16 protein-coding genes and 1 other RNA gene are annotated in these 18,379 nt (G+C 61.8%); 2 read left to right on the top strand and 15 right to left on the bottom strand.

Annotation, left to right across the window (positions count from 1 at the left end; translation table 11 throughout):
- Nucleotides 1-4 precede the first annotated feature (4 nt).
- From EC919_RS06260 to rsmI, 15 genes are all read right to left on the bottom strand, one after another.
- The gene (locus tag EC919_RS06260) at nt 5-877 is read right to left on the bottom strand and encodes a cell division protein FtsQ/DivIB (RefSeq protein WP_133772219.1); all 873 of its coding nucleotides are present in this window, start codon (nt 875-877) and stop codon (nt 5-7) included.
- A 3-nt stretch (nt 878-880) separates the two neighbouring features.
- On the bottom strand, nt 881-1,840 hold the full coding sequence (locus EC919_RS06255) for a D-alanine--D-alanine ligase (protein ID WP_133772218.1): 960 nt from the start codon (nt 1,838-1,840) through the stop codon (nt 881-883).
- The gene (gene murC / locus EC919_RS06250; RefSeq protein ID WP_133772215.1) at nt 1,837-3,297 is read right to left on the bottom strand and encodes a UDP-N-acetylmuramate--L-alanine ligase; all 1,461 of its coding nucleotides are present in this window, start codon (nt 3,295-3,297) and stop codon (nt 1,837-1,839) included. Before murC ends, EC919_RS06255 begins: the two co-directional genes overlap by 4 nt.
- Complete coding sequence (gene murG / locus EC919_RS06245) at nt 3,290-4,363, bottom strand: undecaprenyldiphospho-muramoylpentapeptide beta-N-acetylglucosaminyltransferase (protein ID WP_133772213.1); 1,074 nt, start codon at nt 4,361-4,363, stop codon at nt 3,290-3,292. The genes murC and murG overlap by 8 nt, the downstream gene beginning before the upstream one ends.
- Complete coding sequence (gene ftsW / locus EC919_RS06240; RefSeq protein WP_133772211.1) at nt 4,350-5,567, bottom strand: putative lipid II flippase FtsW; 1,218 nt, start codon at nt 5,565-5,567, stop codon at nt 4,350-4,352. The genes murG and ftsW overlap by 14 nt, the downstream gene beginning before the upstream one ends.
- Nucleotides 5,564-6,910, bottom strand: a complete 1,347-nt coding sequence (murD, locus tag EC919_RS06235; RefSeq protein ID WP_133772209.1) for a UDP-N-acetylmuramoyl-L-alanine--D-glutamate ligase — start codon at nt 6,908-6,910, stop codon at nt 5,564-5,566. Before murD ends, ftsW begins: the two co-directional genes overlap by 4 nt.
- A 5-nt stretch (nt 6,911-6,915) precedes the next feature.
- Entirely contained in the window at nt 6,916-7,998 is a 1,083-nt protein-coding gene (mraY, locus tag EC919_RS06230) for a phospho-N-acetylmuramoyl-pentapeptide-transferase (RefSeq protein WP_037014691.1), read from the bottom strand.
- The gene (locus EC919_RS06225) at nt 7,998-9,368 is read right to left on the bottom strand and encodes a UDP-N-acetylmuramoyl-tripeptide--D-alanyl-D-alanine ligase (RefSeq protein ID WP_133772207.1); all 1,371 of its coding nucleotides are present in this window, start codon (nt 9,366-9,368) and stop codon (nt 7,998-8,000) included. Before EC919_RS06225 ends, mraY begins: the two co-directional genes overlap by 1 nt.
- Nucleotides 9,361-10,824, bottom strand: coding sequence for a UDP-N-acetylmuramoyl-L-alanyl-D-glutamate--2,6-diaminopimelate ligase (locus EC919_RS06220; protein ID WP_133772205.1), 1,464 nt, complete (start codon nt 10,822-10,824; stop codon nt 9,361-9,363). The genes EC919_RS06225 and EC919_RS06220 overlap by 8 nt, the downstream gene beginning before the upstream one ends.
- A complete protein-coding gene (locus tag EC919_RS06215; protein ID WP_208294954.1) occupies nt 10,824-12,569 on the bottom strand; it encodes a peptidoglycan D,D-transpeptidase FtsI family protein in 1,746 nt (581 codons plus the stop codon). The genes EC919_RS06220 and EC919_RS06215 overlap by 1 nt, the downstream gene beginning before the upstream one ends.
- A complete protein-coding gene (gene ftsL, locus EC919_RS06210; RefSeq protein ID WP_037014701.1) occupies nt 12,569-12,862 on the bottom strand; it encodes a cell division protein FtsL in 294 nt (97 codons plus the stop codon). The genes EC919_RS06215 and ftsL overlap by 1 nt, the downstream gene beginning before the upstream one ends.
- Nucleotides 12,859-13,806: a 16S rRNA (cytosine(1402)-N(4))-methyltransferase RsmH gene (gene rsmH, locus EC919_RS06205; RefSeq protein ID WP_133772201.1), complete on the bottom strand. Its 948-nt coding sequence runs from the start codon at nt 13,804-13,806 to the stop codon at nt 12,859-12,861. Before rsmH ends, ftsL begins: the two co-directional genes overlap by 4 nt.
- Nucleotides 13,803-14,258 (bottom strand): division/cell wall cluster transcriptional repressor MraZ, encoded by a 456-nt coding sequence (gene mraZ, locus EC919_RS06200; protein ID WP_037017349.1) that lies wholly within the window; start codon nt 14,256-14,258, stop codon nt 13,803-13,805. The genes rsmH and mraZ overlap by 4 nt, the downstream gene beginning before the upstream one ends.
- Before the next feature lie 308 nt (nt 14,259-14,566).
- Nucleotides 14,567-14,924, bottom strand: an RNA gene (gene rnpB / locus EC919_RS06195) — RNase P RNA component class A.
- An 86-nt stretch (nt 14,925-15,010) separates the two neighbouring features.
- Nucleotides 15,011-15,916 carry a 16S rRNA (cytidine(1402)-2'-O)-methyltransferase gene (gene rsmI, locus EC919_RS06190; protein WP_133772199.1) on the bottom strand — a complete coding sequence of 302 codons (906 nt, stop codon included), beginning with the start codon at nt 15,914-15,916 and terminating at the stop codon, nt 15,011-15,013.
- Nucleotides 15,917-16,138: 222 nt separating this feature from the next.
- On the opposite strand from rsmI, the gene EC919_RS06185 reads away from it, so the two are divergent.
- Both EC919_RS06185 and EC919_RS06180 read left to right on the top strand, forming a co-directional pair.
- Entirely contained in the window at nt 16,139-17,953 is a 1,815-nt protein-coding gene (locus EC919_RS06185; RefSeq protein ID WP_133772197.1) for a penicillin-binding protein activator, read from the top strand.
- On the top strand, nt 17,950-18,324 hold the full coding sequence (locus tag EC919_RS06180) for a YraN family protein (RefSeq protein WP_133772195.1): 375 nt from the start codon (nt 17,950-17,952) through the stop codon (nt 18,322-18,324). The genes EC919_RS06185 and EC919_RS06180 overlap by 4 nt, the downstream gene beginning before the upstream one ends.
- Nucleotides 18,325-18,379: the final 55 nt, after the last annotated feature.

Here is an 18,379-nt window from a genome sequence, read left to right as displayed (position 1 = left end):
CTTATCAATTCTTCGCGACGGCGGGTTTGTCCGTCGTTGGCGCGGCTGCCTGTTCGCGCCAACCAACGGCCAGGCCGTTGTTGTAACGAAGGTCGACTCGCGCAATGTTCGTGATCTGGTCTTTCAGTGTCTTGTCGTAGATGGCGATAAAGCGGCGCATCTTCTCAAGCAGATTGCCTCGTCCCAGCAGCAGCTCCAGGCCTGGGCCTGCAGTGCCTGCGCCGGTGGTCAGAAACCAGCTGCCTCGCTCACGCAGTTCCAGGCGAGCGATGGAGAACCCCAACGGGCGCAACATCTGGCTCAGGACCTGGTACTGCTGCATCACCTGCTGTTGAGCCCGTTGAGGCCCGAACAACTGCGGAAGGTGTTCGTAATTGGCCAGTTCACGCGGGGTGAATGCCTGACCCTGGTTGTTCAGCAGGGATTGATCGCCCCAGCGCGCAACCGGTAATTGTTCTTCCAGACGGATCACGACCTGATCAGGCCAGACGCGGCGAACCTCGGCGTGGGCAATCCACGGCATTTGCTCAAGCTCGGTGCGCATGCCGGCCAGGTCGACATTGAAAAAGCTCGTCGCCACGTACGGCGCAATGCGCTGTTGCACGGCCTGCTGGCTGATGTAGCTCAGGTCGCCCTGAACGTTGATCCGGGAGATCGGACGGTCGGCGTACGGCAACAGACGCTGGGCAGCTTCGTACGTCCCGAACCCCAGCACGACCAACAACACCGGCCACATCAGGCTGCGCAGGAAACCGAAATTCGGTCGCGGCATGCGCGACGACATGGGCTCCTTGGCGACCATGCGGCTGGCACCACGCGGCACCGGCTTGTTGCGGCCGGCGGCGGATTGCTGATGACGAACCGTTGCGCCATGCATGATTTACCCTCGCACCTGGACGCTGTCGGCCAGAATCGCTAACACCAACTGTTGGAAATCGAGCCCGGCCGCACGCGCAGCCATAGGCACGAGGCTGTGGTCAGTCATGCCGGGCACGGTGTTCACTTCCAGCAACCAGAATTTGCCGTCGGCGTCCTGCATGACATCGGTACGCGCCCAGCCGGCAATGCCGACCGCTTCACACGCCCGCGCCGTGAGTGCCTTGAGTTCATCTTCTTTGGCTGAGTCGAGGCCGCACGGGATCCGGTACTGGGTATCGGAAGCCAGGTATTTGGCGTCGTAGTCGTAAAAACTGTGGGGAGTGCCCAGACCGATGGGCGGCAAGACCTGCCCACGCAGAGAGGCGACGGTGAACTCCGGACCTTCAATCCATTGTTCGACCAACACTTGCGAATCATAGGTACGGGCGGCGTTCCAGGCGGCGATCAATTCGTCGACGCCGGTCACCTTGGCCATACCGATACTGGAACCTTCATGGGCGGGTTTGACGATCAAAGGAAAGCCCAGTTCCGTCGCCGCAGAAATACAATCTGCTTCGCTGCTCAGCACGGCATGGCGGGGCGTCGGCAAGCCGAGACTCTGCCAGACCTGCTTGGTGCGCAGCTTGTCCATCGCCAGCGCCGACGCGAGTACGCCGCTGCCGGTGTAAGGGATTTCCAGGCACTCCAGCAGACCTTGCATGGTGCCGTCTTCCCCGCCGCGACCGTGCAGGACGATGAACGCGCGATCAATTGTTTCGCTGACCAGCCGCTGCAGGAAATCCTCGCCCAGGTCGATACCGAACGCGTCAACGCCTGCGCTTTGCAGGGCTTCAAGCACCGCACTGCCGGATTTCAGGGAAACCTCCCGCTCCGCGCTCTTGCCGCCGAACAGCACGGCGACGCGACCGAAGCGTTTCGGCTCCAGCGTCGAGAACAGGGCGGACTGCAGGGCGGCTGTCATTTCAGCTTACCTTCGGTTGAGGCCACGATGGCACCGGTGAACAGCGGGCTTTTCAGCAATTGCGGTGCAAGGCCGCCAATGTCGCCGGCGCCCTGGCACAGCAGGATGTCGCCGGCGCGAAGCAGCGGTTTGACCAGCGGGGCCAGCTCGACGCCACGCTCGATGTAGATCGGATCAAGCTGACCGCGCTGACGAATGCTGTGGGCCAGCTGACGGCTGTCCGCGCCCGGAATCGGTTCTTCACCGGCCGGATAGACTTCCATCAGCAGCAGCACGTTGGCTTCGTTGAGCACCTGCACGAAATCGTCGTACAGATCGCGGGTACGGCTGTAGCGGTGCGGCTGGTAGACCATGACCAGACGACGGTCCGGCCAGCCACCGCGCACGGCATTGATCACGGCAGCCACTTCACGCGGGTGGTGTCCGTAGTCATCCACCAGCATCACGTTGCCGCCTTCGACTGGCAGTTCGCCGTATACCTGGAAGCGCCGGCCAACGCCCTGGAAGCCCGACAGCCCCTGAACGATGGCTTCGTCAGAAACGCCCTCGTCTGTGGCGATGGCAATGGTTGCCAGCGAGTTCAGCACGTTGTGCTTGCCCGGCATGTTGACCGACACGTCCAGTGGCTCGCGGTCACGACGCAGCACGGTGAAGTGTGTGTGCATGCCGTCCTGGCGCACGTTGATCGCGCGCACGTCGGCGGCGTCATCAAAGCCATAGGTCATGATCGGACGCTTCACCGAAGGCAGGATGTCGCGCACGACAGGATCATCGATACAGACCACGGCCAGACCGTAGAACGGCAGGTTGTGCAGGAATTCGACGAAGGTCTTCTTCAGTTTGTTGAAGTCGCCTTCGTAGGTCGCCATATGGTCGGCGTCGATGTTGGTGACCACGGCCACCAGCGGCTGCAGGTGCAGGAAGCTCGCGTCGCTTTCGTCGGCTTCGGCGATCAGGTAACGGCTGGTGCCGAGCTGCGCGTTGGTGCCGGCAGCGTTCAGGCGACCGCCGATCACGAAGGTCGGATCAAGGCCGCCCGCCGCGAACACCGAGGCGATCAGGCTGGTGGTCGTGGTTTTGCCATGGGTACCGGCGACCGCGATGCCGTGGCGATAGCGCATCAGCTCAGCCAGCATTTCAGCGCGTGGCACCACAGGAATGCGACGCTCAAGGGCCGTCGCCACTTCCGGGTTGGAGGTGTTCACTGCGCTGGACACCACCAGCACGTCAGCCGTCGAAGCGTTTTCCGCGCGATGACCAATGAAAATCTGCGCGCCGAACGATTCGAGACGCTCGGTCACGGGGGAAGCCTTGAGGTCGGAACCGGATACGTCATAGCCCAGGTTCAGCAACACTTCAGCGATGCCGCACATCCCCACGCCGCCGATGCCCACAAAGTGGATACGACGGATGCGGCGCATTTCCGGCTGTGGCATGGCGCGTTGATTCTCAACCATGGGCCACCTCCAGGCAGATATCGACGACGGTGTTGGTGGCGTCAGGCTTGGCCAGTTGGCGAGCCGTGACGGCCATGCGGTTCAATTGTTCGGGTTGCATCAAAACCTCTTTCAGGCGAGCGGCCATCTCGGCGGCGCCAGTTGTCGCTTGCGGCATGACGAAGGCAGCGCCCTCGCGAGCCAGATATTCGGCGTTGCGCGACTGGTGGTCGTCGATCGCGTGGGGCAAAGGCACCAGCAATGACGGCAATCCGGCAGCAGCCAGTTCACTGATGGTCAACGCACCTGCGCGGCAGACCACCAGATCCGCCCAGCCATAGGCTTGGGCCATGTCTTTGATGAACGGGGCGACCTGCGCCTCGACACCGGCGGTGCGGTAACGCTCGGCGGTCACTTCATCGTGATGCTTGCCGGCCTGATGAAACACTTCAGGGCGGATGTCGGCAGGCACTTGCGCCAGAGCTTCCGGCAGTAATTTGTTCAGCGGCTCGGCGCCCAGGCTTCCGCCCAGCACCAGCAAACGCGGCCGGCGACCGATCAGCGTCTGGCGCGGCGTCTCGAAAAACAGCTCGGCACGCACCGGATTACCGGTGGTACGGCGCTTGGCCGACGCGGCGAATGTCTGCGGGAACGCTTCACAGACCCGCGCGGCGAACGACGACAGGCTGCGATTGGCCGTACCCGCTACAGCATTTTGCTCGTGGATGATCAGCGGCACGCCAGCCAGCTTGGCCGCCAGACCGCCTGGGCCTGTCACGTAGCCACCAAAGCCGACGACGCAGACCGGCTTCAACTCAGCCACGATCTTGCGCGCCTGCAACAACGCCTTGATCAGCATGAACGGCGCCTTGAGCAGCGGCAGTCGACCCTTGCCACGCAACCCCGTGACATTGATCAGGTGCAGCTTCAAACCTGCGGCGGGCACCAGTTCGTTCTCGATGCCGCGCGGCGTCCCGAGCCAATGCACGGTGTAACCGCGGGCCTGGAACTCACGGGCGCACGCCAGCGCCGGGAACACGTGTCCGCCGGTGCCGCCCGCCATGATCAAAACGTTACCGGCGGCCATGGGTCGGCTCCTCGGCAAAGTCGCTTTCCTGGAACTCGGCCTCTTCACTGCCCATGTTGTTGCGCGATTCCCACTCGATACGCAGCAACAGGCCCAGGCTGGCGCAGCAGATGATCAGCGAACTGCCGCCGTAGCTAAGGAACGGCAGGGTCAGACCCTTGGTTGGCAGCAAGCCAACGTTCACGCCAATGTTGATCAGGAACTGACCGATCCACAGGAAGGCCAGGCCATACGCGGTGTACGCGGCGAAGAACTGCTTGGCGCGCTCGGCCCACATGCCGATGTACATCGCACGGATACTGACGAACACGAACAGTGCGACGGTGGCGAGGGAGCCCACAACGCCCAGCTCTTCGGCCAGTACCGAGAACACGAAGTCGGTGTGCGCTTCGGGCAGATAGAACTGCTTCTGCACGCTGTTGCCGAGCCCGACGCCGAACCACTCGCCGCGACCGAAGGCGATCAGCGCCTGGGTCAGCTGGTACCCGGAACCGAATTGATCGGACCACGGGTCGGTGAAGGTAATCAGACGCGCCATCCGGTACGGCTGCGCCTGAACCAGCACGAACACAGCGCCGACCGCCAAAGCCACCATCAGACTGAAACGGAACAGGCCGACGCCACCGAGGAACAGCATCGCCGCCGCCGCGCCCATCATCACGACCGTGGCGCCGAAGTCCGGCTCCATCAGCAACAGGCCAGCCATGGGTAGCAACACGATGAAAGGCTTGAAGAAGCCCATCCAGCTCTCGCGCACTTCCTGCTGGCGACGAATCAGGTAACCGGCGAGGAAAATCACCACGAAAACTTTGGCGATTTCCGACGGCTGTACGTTGAACATGCCGAAGCCGATCCAGCGCATCGAACCGTTCACCTCACGCCCGATGCCGGGCACGATTACCGCGATCAACAGGCCGAATGCGCCGATCAGCATCAGCCAGCCCAGCCGCTGCCAGGTGGCGACCGGCACCATCATGGTCGCGACGCAGGCGATCAGGCCGAGCACCAGATAGATCAGGTGACGGGTCATCATGTACAGCGCGTTGCCCGACTGAACGGCGGCCACTTCCGACGACGCGGAAGTGATCATCACCAGGCCCAGCCCCAGCAACGCGAGGCAACCGGCGAGCATCGGGAAATCAACGTCAACGCCGCGGCCGCTGATGATCGGCGACGGGTACGGCTTGATCACGCCAAAAATCATGACAAGTCCCCCACGGCCTGGGCGAACAGTTGTCCGCGCTCTTCGAAATTCTTGAACATGTCCAGGCTTGCGCAAGCAGGCGACAGCAACACGGCGTCCCCTTCCTGCGCGATATCAGCAGCACGTTGCACGGCTTCTTCCAATGTAGTGACGCGTACCAGAGGCACCGAATCGCCGAAGGTCGCGGCGAGCAGATCCGCATCGCGGCCCAGCAGGACCACGGCGCGGCAATGGGCGGCAACCGGGGCTTTCAGCGGGGTGAAATCCGCGCCCTTGCCATCGCCGCCGGCAATCAGCACCAGCTTGCCGTCGATGTCGGCGCCCAGGCCTTCAATCGCCGCCAGTGCGGCACCGACGTTGGTCGCTTTGGAGTCGTCGTAGTAATTCACGCCGTTGAGCTCACGCAGCCATTGGCAGCGGTGAACCAGACCGGCAAATGTCTTGAGGCTGGCAAGCATGGCGTCGAACGGCAAACCCACCGCATGACCCAGCGCCAGCGCAGCCAGAGCGTTGGCCTGATTGTGGCCACCACGGATTTTCAGCTCGCGGACCGGCATCAGGTTGTCGAACTGGAAGGCCAGGTATTTCTCGCCGTTCTCTTCGCGCAAGCCGAAGCCGTTTCTGTCGGGCTTGTTCAATCCGAAGGTCCAGCACGGCACACCTTCGCCGATCAATGGACGAGTCAACGCGTCCTGACGATTGACCACCACCTGCCGCGCGCCGCGGAAGATCCGGTGTTTGGCCAGGTGATAAGCCGGCAGCCCGGCGTAGCGGTCCATGTGGTCTTCGCTGATGTTCAGCACGGTCGCCACTTCAGCGCCCAGCTGATCGGTGGTTTCCAGCTGGAAGCTCGACAGTTCCATCACATACAGCTCGACGTCGTCGCTGAGCAGATCCAGCGCCGGCGTGCCGAGATTGCCGCCCACCGCAACACGCTTGCCCGCTGCCGCCGCCATCTCGCCCACCAGCGTGGTGACCGTGCTTTTCGCGTTCGATCCGCTGATGGCCACGATGGGGGCCCTGGCATTGCGCGCGAACAGCTCGATATCGCCGGAGAGCTTCACGCCGCGCATCGCCGCTTGTTGCAGCGCCGGGGTTGCCAGCGCCAGGCCGGGGCTGACGTACAGCTCATCGGCGCGGCACAGAAACTCGACGTCCAGCTCACCACAGCGCACTTCGACCTGCGGGTAGTCACGGCGCAAGGTCGCGAGTTCTGGCGGATGCTCCCGCGTATCGGCGACAGCAAACGACACACCCCGGTTCGCCAGGAAGCGAACCAGGGACATGCCGCTCTTGCCGAGGCCGACAACGATGCGGAAGTGGTCAGAAGCGATCAGTGACACTCGTTCTACCTCAGTTTCAACGTGGCAAGGCCGACCAACACCAGAATCACGGTGATGATCCAGAAACGGACGATCACGCGCGGCTCGGGCCAGCCCTTGAGTTCAAAGTGGTGATGGATGGGCGCCATGCGGAAAACGCGGCGGCCGGTCAATTTAAAGGATGCGACCTGAATAACGACTGACAGGGTTTCCATGACGAAGACGCCGCCCATGATGAACAGAACGATTTCCTGACGCACGATCACAGCGATGGTGCCCAATGCCGCGCCCAGTGCCAGTGCACCGACGTCGCCCATGAACACCTGAGCCGGATAAGTGTTGAACCAGAGGAAGCCCAGGCCCGCACCGATCAACGCACCACAGAACACAATCAATTCGCCCGCGCCCGGCACGTAAGGGATCAGCAGGTATTCGGCGAACTTCACGTTGCCCGACAGGTAGCAGAAGATCCCCAGCGCGCCGCCGACCATCACCGTTGGCATGATTGCCAGGCCGTCAAGGCCATCGGTGAGGTTCACGGCATTGCTGGAGCCGACGATCACGAAGTAGGTCAGCACGACGAAGCCAATGCCCAGCGGGATACTGAAGTCCTTGAGCATCGGGATCAGCAGCGTGGTTTCCACCGGCGATTGCGCAGTCATATAAAGGAAGATCGCCGCGCCCAGGCCGAACACCGATTGCCAGAAGTATTTCCAGCGGCTCGGCAGCCCGCGCGAGTTCTTCTCGATCACCTTGCGGTAGTCGTCGACCCAACCAATGGCGCCGAACAGCAAGGTAACGATCAGCACGACCCACACATAACGGTTGCTCAGGTCAGCCCACAACAAGGTGGCGATGCCGATTGCAGACAGAATCAGTGCGCCACCCATGGTCGGCGTGCCGGACTTGGACAGGTGCGATTGAGGTCCGTCGTTGCGCACGGATTGACCGATCTGCTTGCTCTGCAGGGCGCGGATCATCCACGGGCCAAGGCACAGGGAAAGTGACAGTGCAGTGAGCACGCCCAGAATCCCGCGCAGGGTCAGGTACTGAAAGACCGCGAAGCCTTTGTAGAACTGTTGCAGATACTCGGCCAGCAGCAGCAGCATTAATGTTTCTCCAGGCGTGTTCCGCATAAGGCCGCTACGACGTTTTCCATCGCAGCGCTGCGTGAACCTTTAATCAAAATGGTGGTGTTTTCATCGTGCTCGGCGCCGAGCGCTTCGATCAGCTCGGCCTGAGTTTCAAAATGGCGGGCATCCTGCCCGAAAGCCTTGACTGCATGGGCCATCAACGGACCGACGGCATACAGTGCGTCGACTTTGCCGACTGCGTATTCGCCGACATCGCGATGCCCCTGCTCCGCCCAGGCGCCCAGCTCACCGATATCGCCCAGCACCAGGACCTTGCGGCCCGGGAAACCGGTGAGGATGTCGGTCGCGGCAGCCACGGACGTGGGGTTGGCGTTGTAAGTGTCATCAATGATGCGCATACCGTTCGGCGCAAGTTGCGCGACGGTGCGGCCCTTGACCGGCTGGACGTCGTTAAGCCCGGCAACGATCCCCGCGAGCGAAACGTCCAACGCATGGGCAGCAGCAGCGGCGGCCAGGGCGTTGGCAACGTTGTGCGTGCCCAGCAGATTCAATTGCACCGGGGCGGAGCCGTTCGGGGTGTTCAGCGTGAACGCCGGGCAACCGCGCGCATCAATGCCCAGGTCGCTGGCATAGAAGTCGGCACGGCTGTTTTCGAGCGCAAAGCTCAGCACCTTGCGTGAGCCGGCGCGGGCCACCCAGATGTCAAACGCCTTGTCGTCGAGGTTCAATACGGCAACGCCACGGGCGTCCAGGCCTTCAATGATCTCGCCCTTGGCTTCGACGATTTTTTCCGGGCCACCGAACTCGCCCACGTGGGCAGTCCCGGCGTTGGTCAGGACAGAGACGTGGGGCTTGGTCAGGCTGGCCGTGAAAGCGATCTCGCCCACACGGGATGCGCCCAACTCAATCACAGCAGCGTCGAATTCCGGCGCCAGTTCCAGCAGCGTCAACGGCACGCCCAATTCATTGTTCAGGTTGCCGCGCGTCGCCAGCACAGAACCGCGCGTGCGCAGGATACTTGCAAGCATTTCCTTCACGGTGGTCTTGCCGCTGGAGCCGGTGATCGCAGCGACCGGCTTGTCTATAAAGGCATTGCGGTTCAGCGCGCCCAGTTGCGCGAGGGCTTTGCGGGTGTCGGTGACGATCAACTGCGGCAGCGAACTGCCCGGGATCTCGCGCTCAACCAACGCGCCCACTGCCCCTTTGGCCGCTACCTGATCGAGGTAGTCGTGACCATCGAAACGCGGGCCGGTCAGCGCCACGAACAACTGGCCAGGGATGATCGCCCGGCTGTCGATGCTGACACCGGAGAAACTGCAGTCATGACCCACACGACGGGCGTCGAGCGGCACGAGCAATTCGCTGAACGAGAGCGGCTTAAGCATGTGCGGCCTCCCAGGCGTCGAGCGCTTTGGTGGCTTCTTCCAGATCGGAAAACGGCTGACGCTGTCCGTTTATTTCCTGGTAATCCTCGTGGCCCTTGCCCGCCAGCACGATGACATCGGCAGCGGACGCCTGAGCAATGATCTGCGCGATGGCCTGACCGCGACCGGCAACGAAATCGACTGCGTTAGCCGAGACGAACCCGCCACGGATGTCATCAAAAATACGGGTCGGGTCTTCGCTGCGCGGATTGTCGTCAGTGACCAGCACTTTATCGGCCAGGCGCTCGACCACTTCGGCCATTAGCGGACGCTTGCCGCGATCGCGATCACCGCCGCAACCGAACAGGCAGGTCAACTGGCCTTTGGCATGTGGGCGCAGGGCGGCGAGCACTTTTTCAAGGGCGTCAGGGGTGTGGGCGTAATCGACCACCACCAGCGGACGCGAGCCACCGCCCAGACGCTGCATCCGGCCAGCAGGACCTTCCAGCGTCGGCAGGACTTTAAGAATGTCATCCAGCGGGTAATCGAGCCCCATCAAAGCGCCGACCGCAGCCAGCACGTTGCTCAGGTTGAAACGGCCCAGCAGGCTACTGCGCAAGGCATGACTGCCCTGGGGCGTTACCAGGGTCGCGCGAACGCCATCGTCATCGAAATGCGCATCACGGCAGAACAGGTAGGCGCTGCTGTCTTCCAGGCTGTAGCTAATCAGACGCGAAGGGTGAGACGCCACCGCGAGCTGGCGACCAAACGCGTCGTCAAGATTGATCACACGGCAGCGCAGGTCATTCCAGGCGAACAGCTTGGCCTTGGCGGCAGCATAGGCCTCCATGGTGCCGTGGTAATCGAGATGGTCACGGGACAGATTGGTCATCACCGCCACGTCAAAGGCCAGCGCGGTCACCCGGCCCTGATCCAGCCCGTGGGACGAGACTTCCATGGCAACCGCTTTGGCCCCGGCCCTTTTCAGGTCATAGAGCGTCGACTGCACGGAGATCGGATCCGGCGTGGTGTGAATGCCGCTTTTCAGCTCGCTATAAAAGCCGGTGCCCAGCGTGCCGATGATGCCGCAGTGCTGCCCCAGCTTGTCCAACGCCTGCGCCACCAACTGAGTCACGCTGGTTTTGCCGTTGGTCCCGGTCACGCCGATCAGGTTCAGGTTGCGGCTCGGGTCACCATAGAAGCGCCCGGCGAGGTCGGACAGCTGTGCCCCGAGCCCCTTGACCGGCATCATCGGGATGTCGGTGATCGGCAGCACCTTGGCGCCTTCGGCTTCATAAGCGATGGCCGCCGCGCCGTGTGCAATGGCGTCGGTGATGTGCTCACGGCCGTCGACCTTGAGGCCTGGAATCGCCAGAAACAGATCGCCCGGACGCACTTTGCGGCTGTCCAGGGTCAGTTCGCGAATCAGCAGATCGCGATTGCACTGGGCGAACAGCTTGCTCAAATTCAAAGACATCAGCCACGTCCTCCCTTGACTGGGGCGGCGGCGGGCGCAGCGTTGGCTTGTTGCTCAGGCGGGACAGGCGCGAGGTTGTCCGGGCGCACGTTCATCAAGCGCAGCGTGCCCGACATCACCTTGCTGAAGACTGGAGCGGAAACCAGACCACCGAAGTAGCCGCCTTTGCTCGGCTCATCGATGACCACAACGACCGCGTAACGCGGGTTGCTCATCGGGCCGAAACCGGCGAACAGGGAACGGTATGAGTTTTCCGCGTAACCCTTGGTGCCCACGGAAGTCTTCCGTGCGGTACCGGACTTGCCTGCCACGTGATACGACGGAACGCGCGCACGGTAAACGCCGCGCGGGTCTTCGATCACTTGCTGCAACATGCCCTGCACAGTTTTGGCCGTCGCTTCCGGAATGGCCTGCACCGACTCGGCGGGCGTGTCGGTCTTGAGAATGGTCAGCGGCACGATCTTGCCGTTGTTGGCCAGTGCCGCATAGGCATGCACCAACTGCAGCGCTGTCACCGACAGGCCGTAGCCGTACGACAGCGTTGCGGTTTCAGCCTTGCGCCACTCGCGGTAGTTCGGCAGGTTGCCGACCCGCTCGCCCGGGAAGCCGAGGCCGGTGTACTGGCCCAGGCCCACACGCTGCATGGCATGGAAAATCGCTTCGCCACCGACGTCGAACGCCACTTTACTCATGCCGACGTTACTGGAGTTGATCAGGATGCCGGTCAGGTCGAGGATCGGGCCTTCGGTTTTGGTCACGTCACGGATGGTGTATTTACCGATCTGCAACGTACCCGGGTACACCTCCACCTTGTCGCTCGGTTTCCAGCGACCGCTTTCCAGCGCGGCGGTCATGGAGATCGGCTTCATGGTCGAACCCGGCTCGAACACGTCGATGATCGCGCGGTTACGCATCGCGGCCGGCACCATGGTGCGACGGTTGTTCGGGTTGTAGGTCGGCTGGTTGACCATCGCCAGCACTTCGCCGGTTTTCACATCCATGATCACCAGGCTGCCGGCCTTGGCGTCGTTTTCCTGAATGGCGTTACGCAGCTCGCGGGTCGCCAGGTATTGCAGGCGCAAATCAATAGACAAAGCCAAGGTCTTGCCGGCCTTGGCGTTTTTCTTCACTTGCAGGTCTTTGATCATCCTGCCGCGCCGGTCCTTGATGACCTGCCGCTTGCCGGGGACACCGGCGAGCCAGTCTTCATAGGCCAGCTCTACACCTTCACGGCCGTGATCATCGAGGTCGGTAAAGCCGACCATGTGCGCGGTGACATCGCCCGCAGGGTAGAAACGACGGAATTCTTCCTTGCCGTAAACGCCCGGGACTTTCAGATCGAGTACCGACTGACCCTGCTCCGGGGTCAGGCCACGGACCAGATAGATGAATTCTTTGCTTGCCTGCTCATTGAGGCGATCCGTCAGTGCCTTGGGATCCTGCCCCAGTGCCTGCGCAAGCTGGACCCACTTGGTCTTGTCGGCCTGCATTTCAGACGGGTTTGCCCAAATGGTGGTGACCGGCGTACTGACGGCAAGGGGCTCGCCGTTGCGGTCGGTGATCAAACCACGGTGGGCAGGAATCGAAACGGTACGCAGGCTGCGCGCATCGCCCTGTTCGATCAGAAAGCGATGGTCGATGACTTGCAGGTCGACGATGCGGTAGCAGATCGCGATGACCATGACCGACAGCAGACCGACCACGACGCGGAACCGCCACGGGTAGAGCGCCCCTTCGAGTTTCATCATGGCGACACCATCCGGATATCGGCGGCGTTCGGGATGCGCATTTTCAGCTGATCGGTAGCCAGGGCTTCGATACGGCTGTGGGCAGTCCAGGTGCTTTGCTCAAGAATCAGGCGCCCCCACTCGGCCTGCGCCTTGTCGCGCACGCTGAGTTCACCGTAAAGGGAGTTGAGCAGCTGACGGTTCCAGTGCGCGCTGTACGCTACACCGATCGCCGAAACCAGCACGGCGATGAACAACATCAGCATGAAGAAGCTGCCGCCCGGGAGGGGCTTGAAGAAACCGCGGCTCATCGGAGTTTCTCCGCGACGCGCATGACGGCGCTGCGCGAACGCGGATTGGCGCGGGTTTCATCATCGGAAGCGAACTGCGCCTTGCCGATCAGCTTGATACGAGGCTCGAAAGCCTGATGACGGATCGGCAGGTTGCGTGGCAAGTTGTCGGCTTCGCCCTTGACCAGCTTGCGCATGAACAATTTGACGATGCGGTCTTCCAGCGAGTGGAAGCTGATGACCACCAGACGGCCGCCGACTTCGAGGGCTTCCAGCGCAGCATCCAGACCCGCTTCCAGATCGCCCAGTTCGTTGTTGACGTGAATGCGCAGCCCCTGGAACGCGCGGGTCGCAGGGTTCTTGCCCTTTTCCCACGCCGGGTTGGCGACTTTCAGCACTTCGGCCAGATCGCCGGTGCGCTCGAACGGTTGAGTCTCGCGACGGGCCACGACGGCACCTGCCATGCGGCGTGAAAAACGCTCTTCGCCGTATTCTTTGAAAACGCGGGCGATTTCTTCGGCGGGCGCGGTATTGACGAACTCGGCTGCGCTGACGCCGCAGGACGGGTCCATGCGCATGTCGAGGGGGCCATCGTTCATAAAGCTGAAACCGCGCTCGGGGTCGTCCAGTTGTGGCGACGACACACCGAGATCCAGAAGAATGCCGCTGACCTTGCCCGCCAGTCCGCGCTCTTGAGCTTCGGCGCCCAGCTCGGCAAAGCTGCGCTGCACAATGACAAAGCGGCCGTCTTCGGCCGCCAGCGTTTGCCCGGTGGCAATCGCTTGGGGATCTTTATCGAATCCGAGAAGCCGACCCTCCGGACCCAGGTTCTGCAATATAAGGCGACTATGTCCGCCACGACCAAAGGTGCCATCCAGATAGCAGCCATCGGCGCGCACCGCGAGAGCCTCGACGGCTTCTTCGAGCAGTACGGTGATGTGGGTAAAGCCGCTATTCGTAGTCACAGGATCAAATCACGCAGTTCATCGGGCATCGCACCCGGTTTTTGAATGGCCGCAAGGTCCGCATCAGCAAGTGCGTTCCAGGCGTCCTCATCCCACAGTTGAAACTTGTTGAGCTGGCCTACCAGCATCACTCGCTTGTCGAGCTTGGCGTATTCACGCAAACGTGGTGGCACCAGGAAACGCCCACTGCCGTCCAGCTCCAGATCTACCGCGTTACCAATCAACAGCCGCTGCAGACGGCGGTTTTCTTCACGAAATGTGGCGAGTTCACGCAACTTGGCCTCAATCAGCTCCCACTCGGGCAGCGGATAGATGCACAAACATGGATCGACGGTATCAATGGTGACGATCAACTGCCCTGCGCTACGCGAATCCAACTCGTCACGGTACCGGCTCGGCATAGCGAGACGGCCCTTTGCGTCGAGATTGATTGCGTTTGCACCACGGAACACAGGCGCGATCTCCAGATATTATCTTTTTGAGCCAAAAAAACCCACTTCACGCCACTTTCCGCCACTCGCGCACACTATAGGAATGCGCCCACCACACCGTCAAGGCGACTTCACGAGGAAAACCCTTATAGGACGGATATTTAGGAGCACTTACGAAGGAGATGTGGCGGATTTCGGATCGGTCCTACGGATATTTCCGAGGATGAACAAACGGATGGCGTACGAAGTTAAAGTGATTTGTGAGGTTTAAGATTTTTTTGGTATTACCGGAAGGGATAAATCGTACAAACGGGGGGGAAGAAAAGGAGGTGGAGAGTCGATCTGTAAGCCGGGTTCTGTCGAGGACAGTCATTCCTCTACGATGGCCATCACTGGACATCTTTAGCAACCTACCCGGTTCCAGCGCGGGCCACGCCTTGGAACCCTATTTGGTCTTGCTCCGAGTGGGGTTTACCTAGCCACGAACTGTTGCCAGACGTGCGGTGCGCTCTTACCGCACCTTTTCACCCTTACCGGCACCGAAGTGCTTAGGCGGTTATTTTCTGTGGCACTTTCCGTAGGCTCACGCCCCCCAGGCGTTACCTGGCACTCCGCCCTATGGAGCCCGGACTTTCCTCCCCCCTTCATTGCAGAACAATGAAAGGCAGCGACTGTCCAATCGACTCTCCGCCGCCAAGGTTAATGGGAGGGCGGCTCAAGAACAAGCTTTAATCGGGCTTCCGGCTATTTGCCACGCTGCCCGCGACATCCCGTCACAGGCCTTTCTGTTTGTCCAGCGCCACCTGATACAGCAGGTTCTTGCGTACCCCAGTGATCTCCGCTGCCAGTGCGGCCGCACGCTTGAGGGGCATTTCTTCCAGCAGAAGATCCAGCACTCGCCGCGCCTCGGCGCCAATCACATCCTCACCTTCGGGCTCGCTCCAGCCTGCCACCAGCACAACGCACTCGCCTCGCTGCTGATTACTGTCGCCCTCTACGAAGGCACGCAACTCGGACAGCGGCAGCCCCTTGAGGGTTTCGAACGTTTTGGTCAGTTCGCGCCCGAGTACGGCGGGACGGTCCCGGCCGAAGATTTCTTCCATGTCCTGGAGGCATTCGAGAATGCGATGGGGCGCTTCATAGAAGATAAGCGTGCGCGGTTCTTCTTTGACGAGTTCGAGCCGCGCCTTTCGGCCCACCGACTTGGCCGGCAAGAAGCCTTCGAAGATAAAGCGGTCCGACGGCAAACCCGCCGCCGAGAGTGCCGCGATCAAAGCGCAGGCGCCCGGGACCGGGATCACCTGGATGCCTGCTGCCCGGGCCTGACGCACCAGATGGTAGCCGGGGTCGGAAATGAGCGGCGTGCCGGCATCGGATATCAGCGCAACGTTATCGCCCGCCAGCAGACGCGTGATGAAACGGCTGCCCTCCTCGCGCTCGTTGTGCTCGTGACAGGCAGCCAACGGCGTGGGAATGCCAAAGTGCTGCATCAGCCGTAACGAGTGACGGGTATCCTCGGCGGCAATCAGCGAAACATCGCGCAGCACCTTCAAGGCACGGGCGCTGATGTCATCCAGGTTGCCGATCGGCGTGGCCACCACATAAAGCGCGCCTGTCGTGGAATTCGAAGCACCTGGAGCAGTCAAAGCGCACACCTCATGTTGTGTAAAAGCCTGCATTGTACAGGCTGCGGACGACAAAACAGGTCGTCGCACCCCGTGAGTCCAGAAAAGCAGTTTGAACGCCAGCAACAAGGCAGCGACTCCGCGACAGTCCGACTCACGTCAACTGACGCGCCCGGAGACGACCAATATCGCCGCTTTAACGCCTTCAACGTCGCGCCCTGGCCAGTGCTTGGGTACACTTCCACGCTAATTTGCTCGAGTACCAGGAACATACACATGATCGCTTGCCTGCGGCTGTTCTCTGCCCTCTGCCTCGCTGCCCTCCTGGCTGCGTGTGCCGGTTCGCCCTCCTCCAGCCTTGGCGAACTGCCTCGCTCCCCCGATGCCAGCATCGAACAACTGCTCGAACAAGCTGCTGCGGCAAAGTCGCCGGATCAGGCAGCGTTGCTGAAACTGACGGCGGCCGACCTGGCAGCGTGCCAGAACAACCCGAGCCGCGCCGCGAGCATCCTTGAGCAGGTGCAAATGGACCAGCTCAAGACCGACAAACAAATCTACGCCAACACCCTGTCTGCCGAACTGGCACTGGGTCGCAGCCAGCCGAAAGCCGCGCTGACCGCTCTCAATCACCCGAGCATGCAGCATCTGGGCGAAATGCCGGTTGACCTGCAAACCCGTGCCCACACCGTTCGCGCCCGGGCTTTCGAAGCAGATGGGCAAACTCTCGCAGCTGCGAGCGAGCGCGTGTTCATGGGCCCGTTGCTGCAAGGCGATGCCTTGAACGCCAACAACGACGCCATCTGGACGCTGGTTGCCGCATTGCCACCCGAGCAGCTGCAAAGCTCGGCCAACGATGACATGGGCGGCTGGCTGAGCCTGGCCCGCGCGGTCAAGGGCGCCGGCACGCTGGAACAGCAGCAGGCGGCCATCGACAACTGGAAGGCGCAGAACCCGCAGCACCCGGCGGCGCGTCAGCTGCCGACTGCCCTCGCGCAATTGCGCGACCTGAAGAGCCAGCCGTTGACCAAAATCGCTTTGCTGCTGCCGCAAGACGGTCCGCTCGCCTCGGTCTCCCGCGCCCTGCGTGACGGCTTCATGGCCGCGAACTATCAAGCGCAGCAGGCCGGCGAGAAGCCACCTGCGATCGAAGTATTCGACAGCTCCCGCGTGACCTCGATGGACGCCTTTTATGCACAAGCCAAGGCTGCAGGCGTGCAACTGGTGGTCGGCCCGCTAGAGAAGCCACTGGTCAAACAGCTGAGCGCTCGCCCTCAACTGCCGATTACCACGCTGGCGCTGAATTACAGCGATTCCGCCACTCAGGGTCCTGCCGAGCTGTTCCAGTTCGGTCTGGCTGCGGAAGACGAAGCCCGCGAAGTGGCGCGCCGCGCCTGGGCCGATGGCAAGCGCAGTGCGGTGGCCATGGTGCCGAAGGGCGAATGGGGTGATCGCGTGCTGGAGGCCTTCCGTCAAAGCTGGCAGGCCAAGGGCGGTACCTTGCTGGGTGCTGAACGCATCGATCAGCCGGTCGCACTCGCTCAACAGGTTGCCGATCTGTTCCAGCTGCGCAACAGCGAAGGTCGCGCCCAGCGCGTGCAGAGCGCCACTGGCACGCAGATGGCCGCGCAGCCTTCCCGTCGCCAGGACGTGGACTTCATGTTTCTCGCTGCAACACCTCAACAGGCTCAGCAGATCAAGCCGACCATGGTGTTCCAGTACGCTGGCGATGTTCCGGTCTATGCCACTTCGCACCTGTTCACCAACAGCGGCGACCCGGCGATGTACAACGACCTGAACGGCGTGCGCTTCTGCGAGACCCCGTGGTTGCTGAACGCCAACGACCCGCTGCGCCAGCAAGTGACCGCTCAATGGCCACAAGCCTCCGGCAGCCTCGGCCGTCTCTACGCCATGGGGATCGACGCGTACCGTCTGGCGCCACGACTGACTCAGCTGAAAACCATGCCTGACAGCCGCATCGACGGTCTGTCCGGCAGTCTTGCGATTGGTCAGGGCCAACGCATCGAGCGTCAATTGCCATGGGCAGAGTTTGTTGACGGCAAGGTCCAGCGCCTGCCGGACACCGCGCCTTGACCTCAGGCAACACCCGTCAAACTGCAGGGCGCGAGGCCGAAGCCTACGCCCTGCGTCACCTGCAACAGCATGGATTGCAGCTGATTACCCGCAACTGGTCATGCAAACGCGGCGAGCTTGATCTGGTCATGCTCGACGGCGATACAGTAGTATTCGTCGAAGTTCGGTATCGTCGCCACGCCGGTTGGGGTGGCGCACTGGAAAGCGTCGATTTTCGCAAGCAGGAAAAGCTCACGCTGGCGGCTCAATCCTTTCTGCAAAGCGAGGTGCGCTGGGCCGATTCACCGTGTCGCTTCGACGTCGTCGCGATCAATGGCGACCCCGGTACATCCCCCGCGCTGAATTGGCTGACTAACGCGTTCGATTGCTGAAAACGCGATGATTCCGTGGGATTGCAGCGTAAGATCGGCCGCCTTCCCGGCTAAA

This window comes from Pseudomonas graminis (assembly GCF_004364335.1).
GTDB classification, from domain to species: domain Bacteria; phylum Pseudomonadota; class Gammaproteobacteria; order Pseudomonadales; family Pseudomonadaceae; genus Aquipseudomonas; species Aquipseudomonas graminis_D.
The sequence above is the reverse complement of the archived record's forward strand: the minus strand, read 5'-3'. Positions and strand labels throughout refer to the sequence as shown.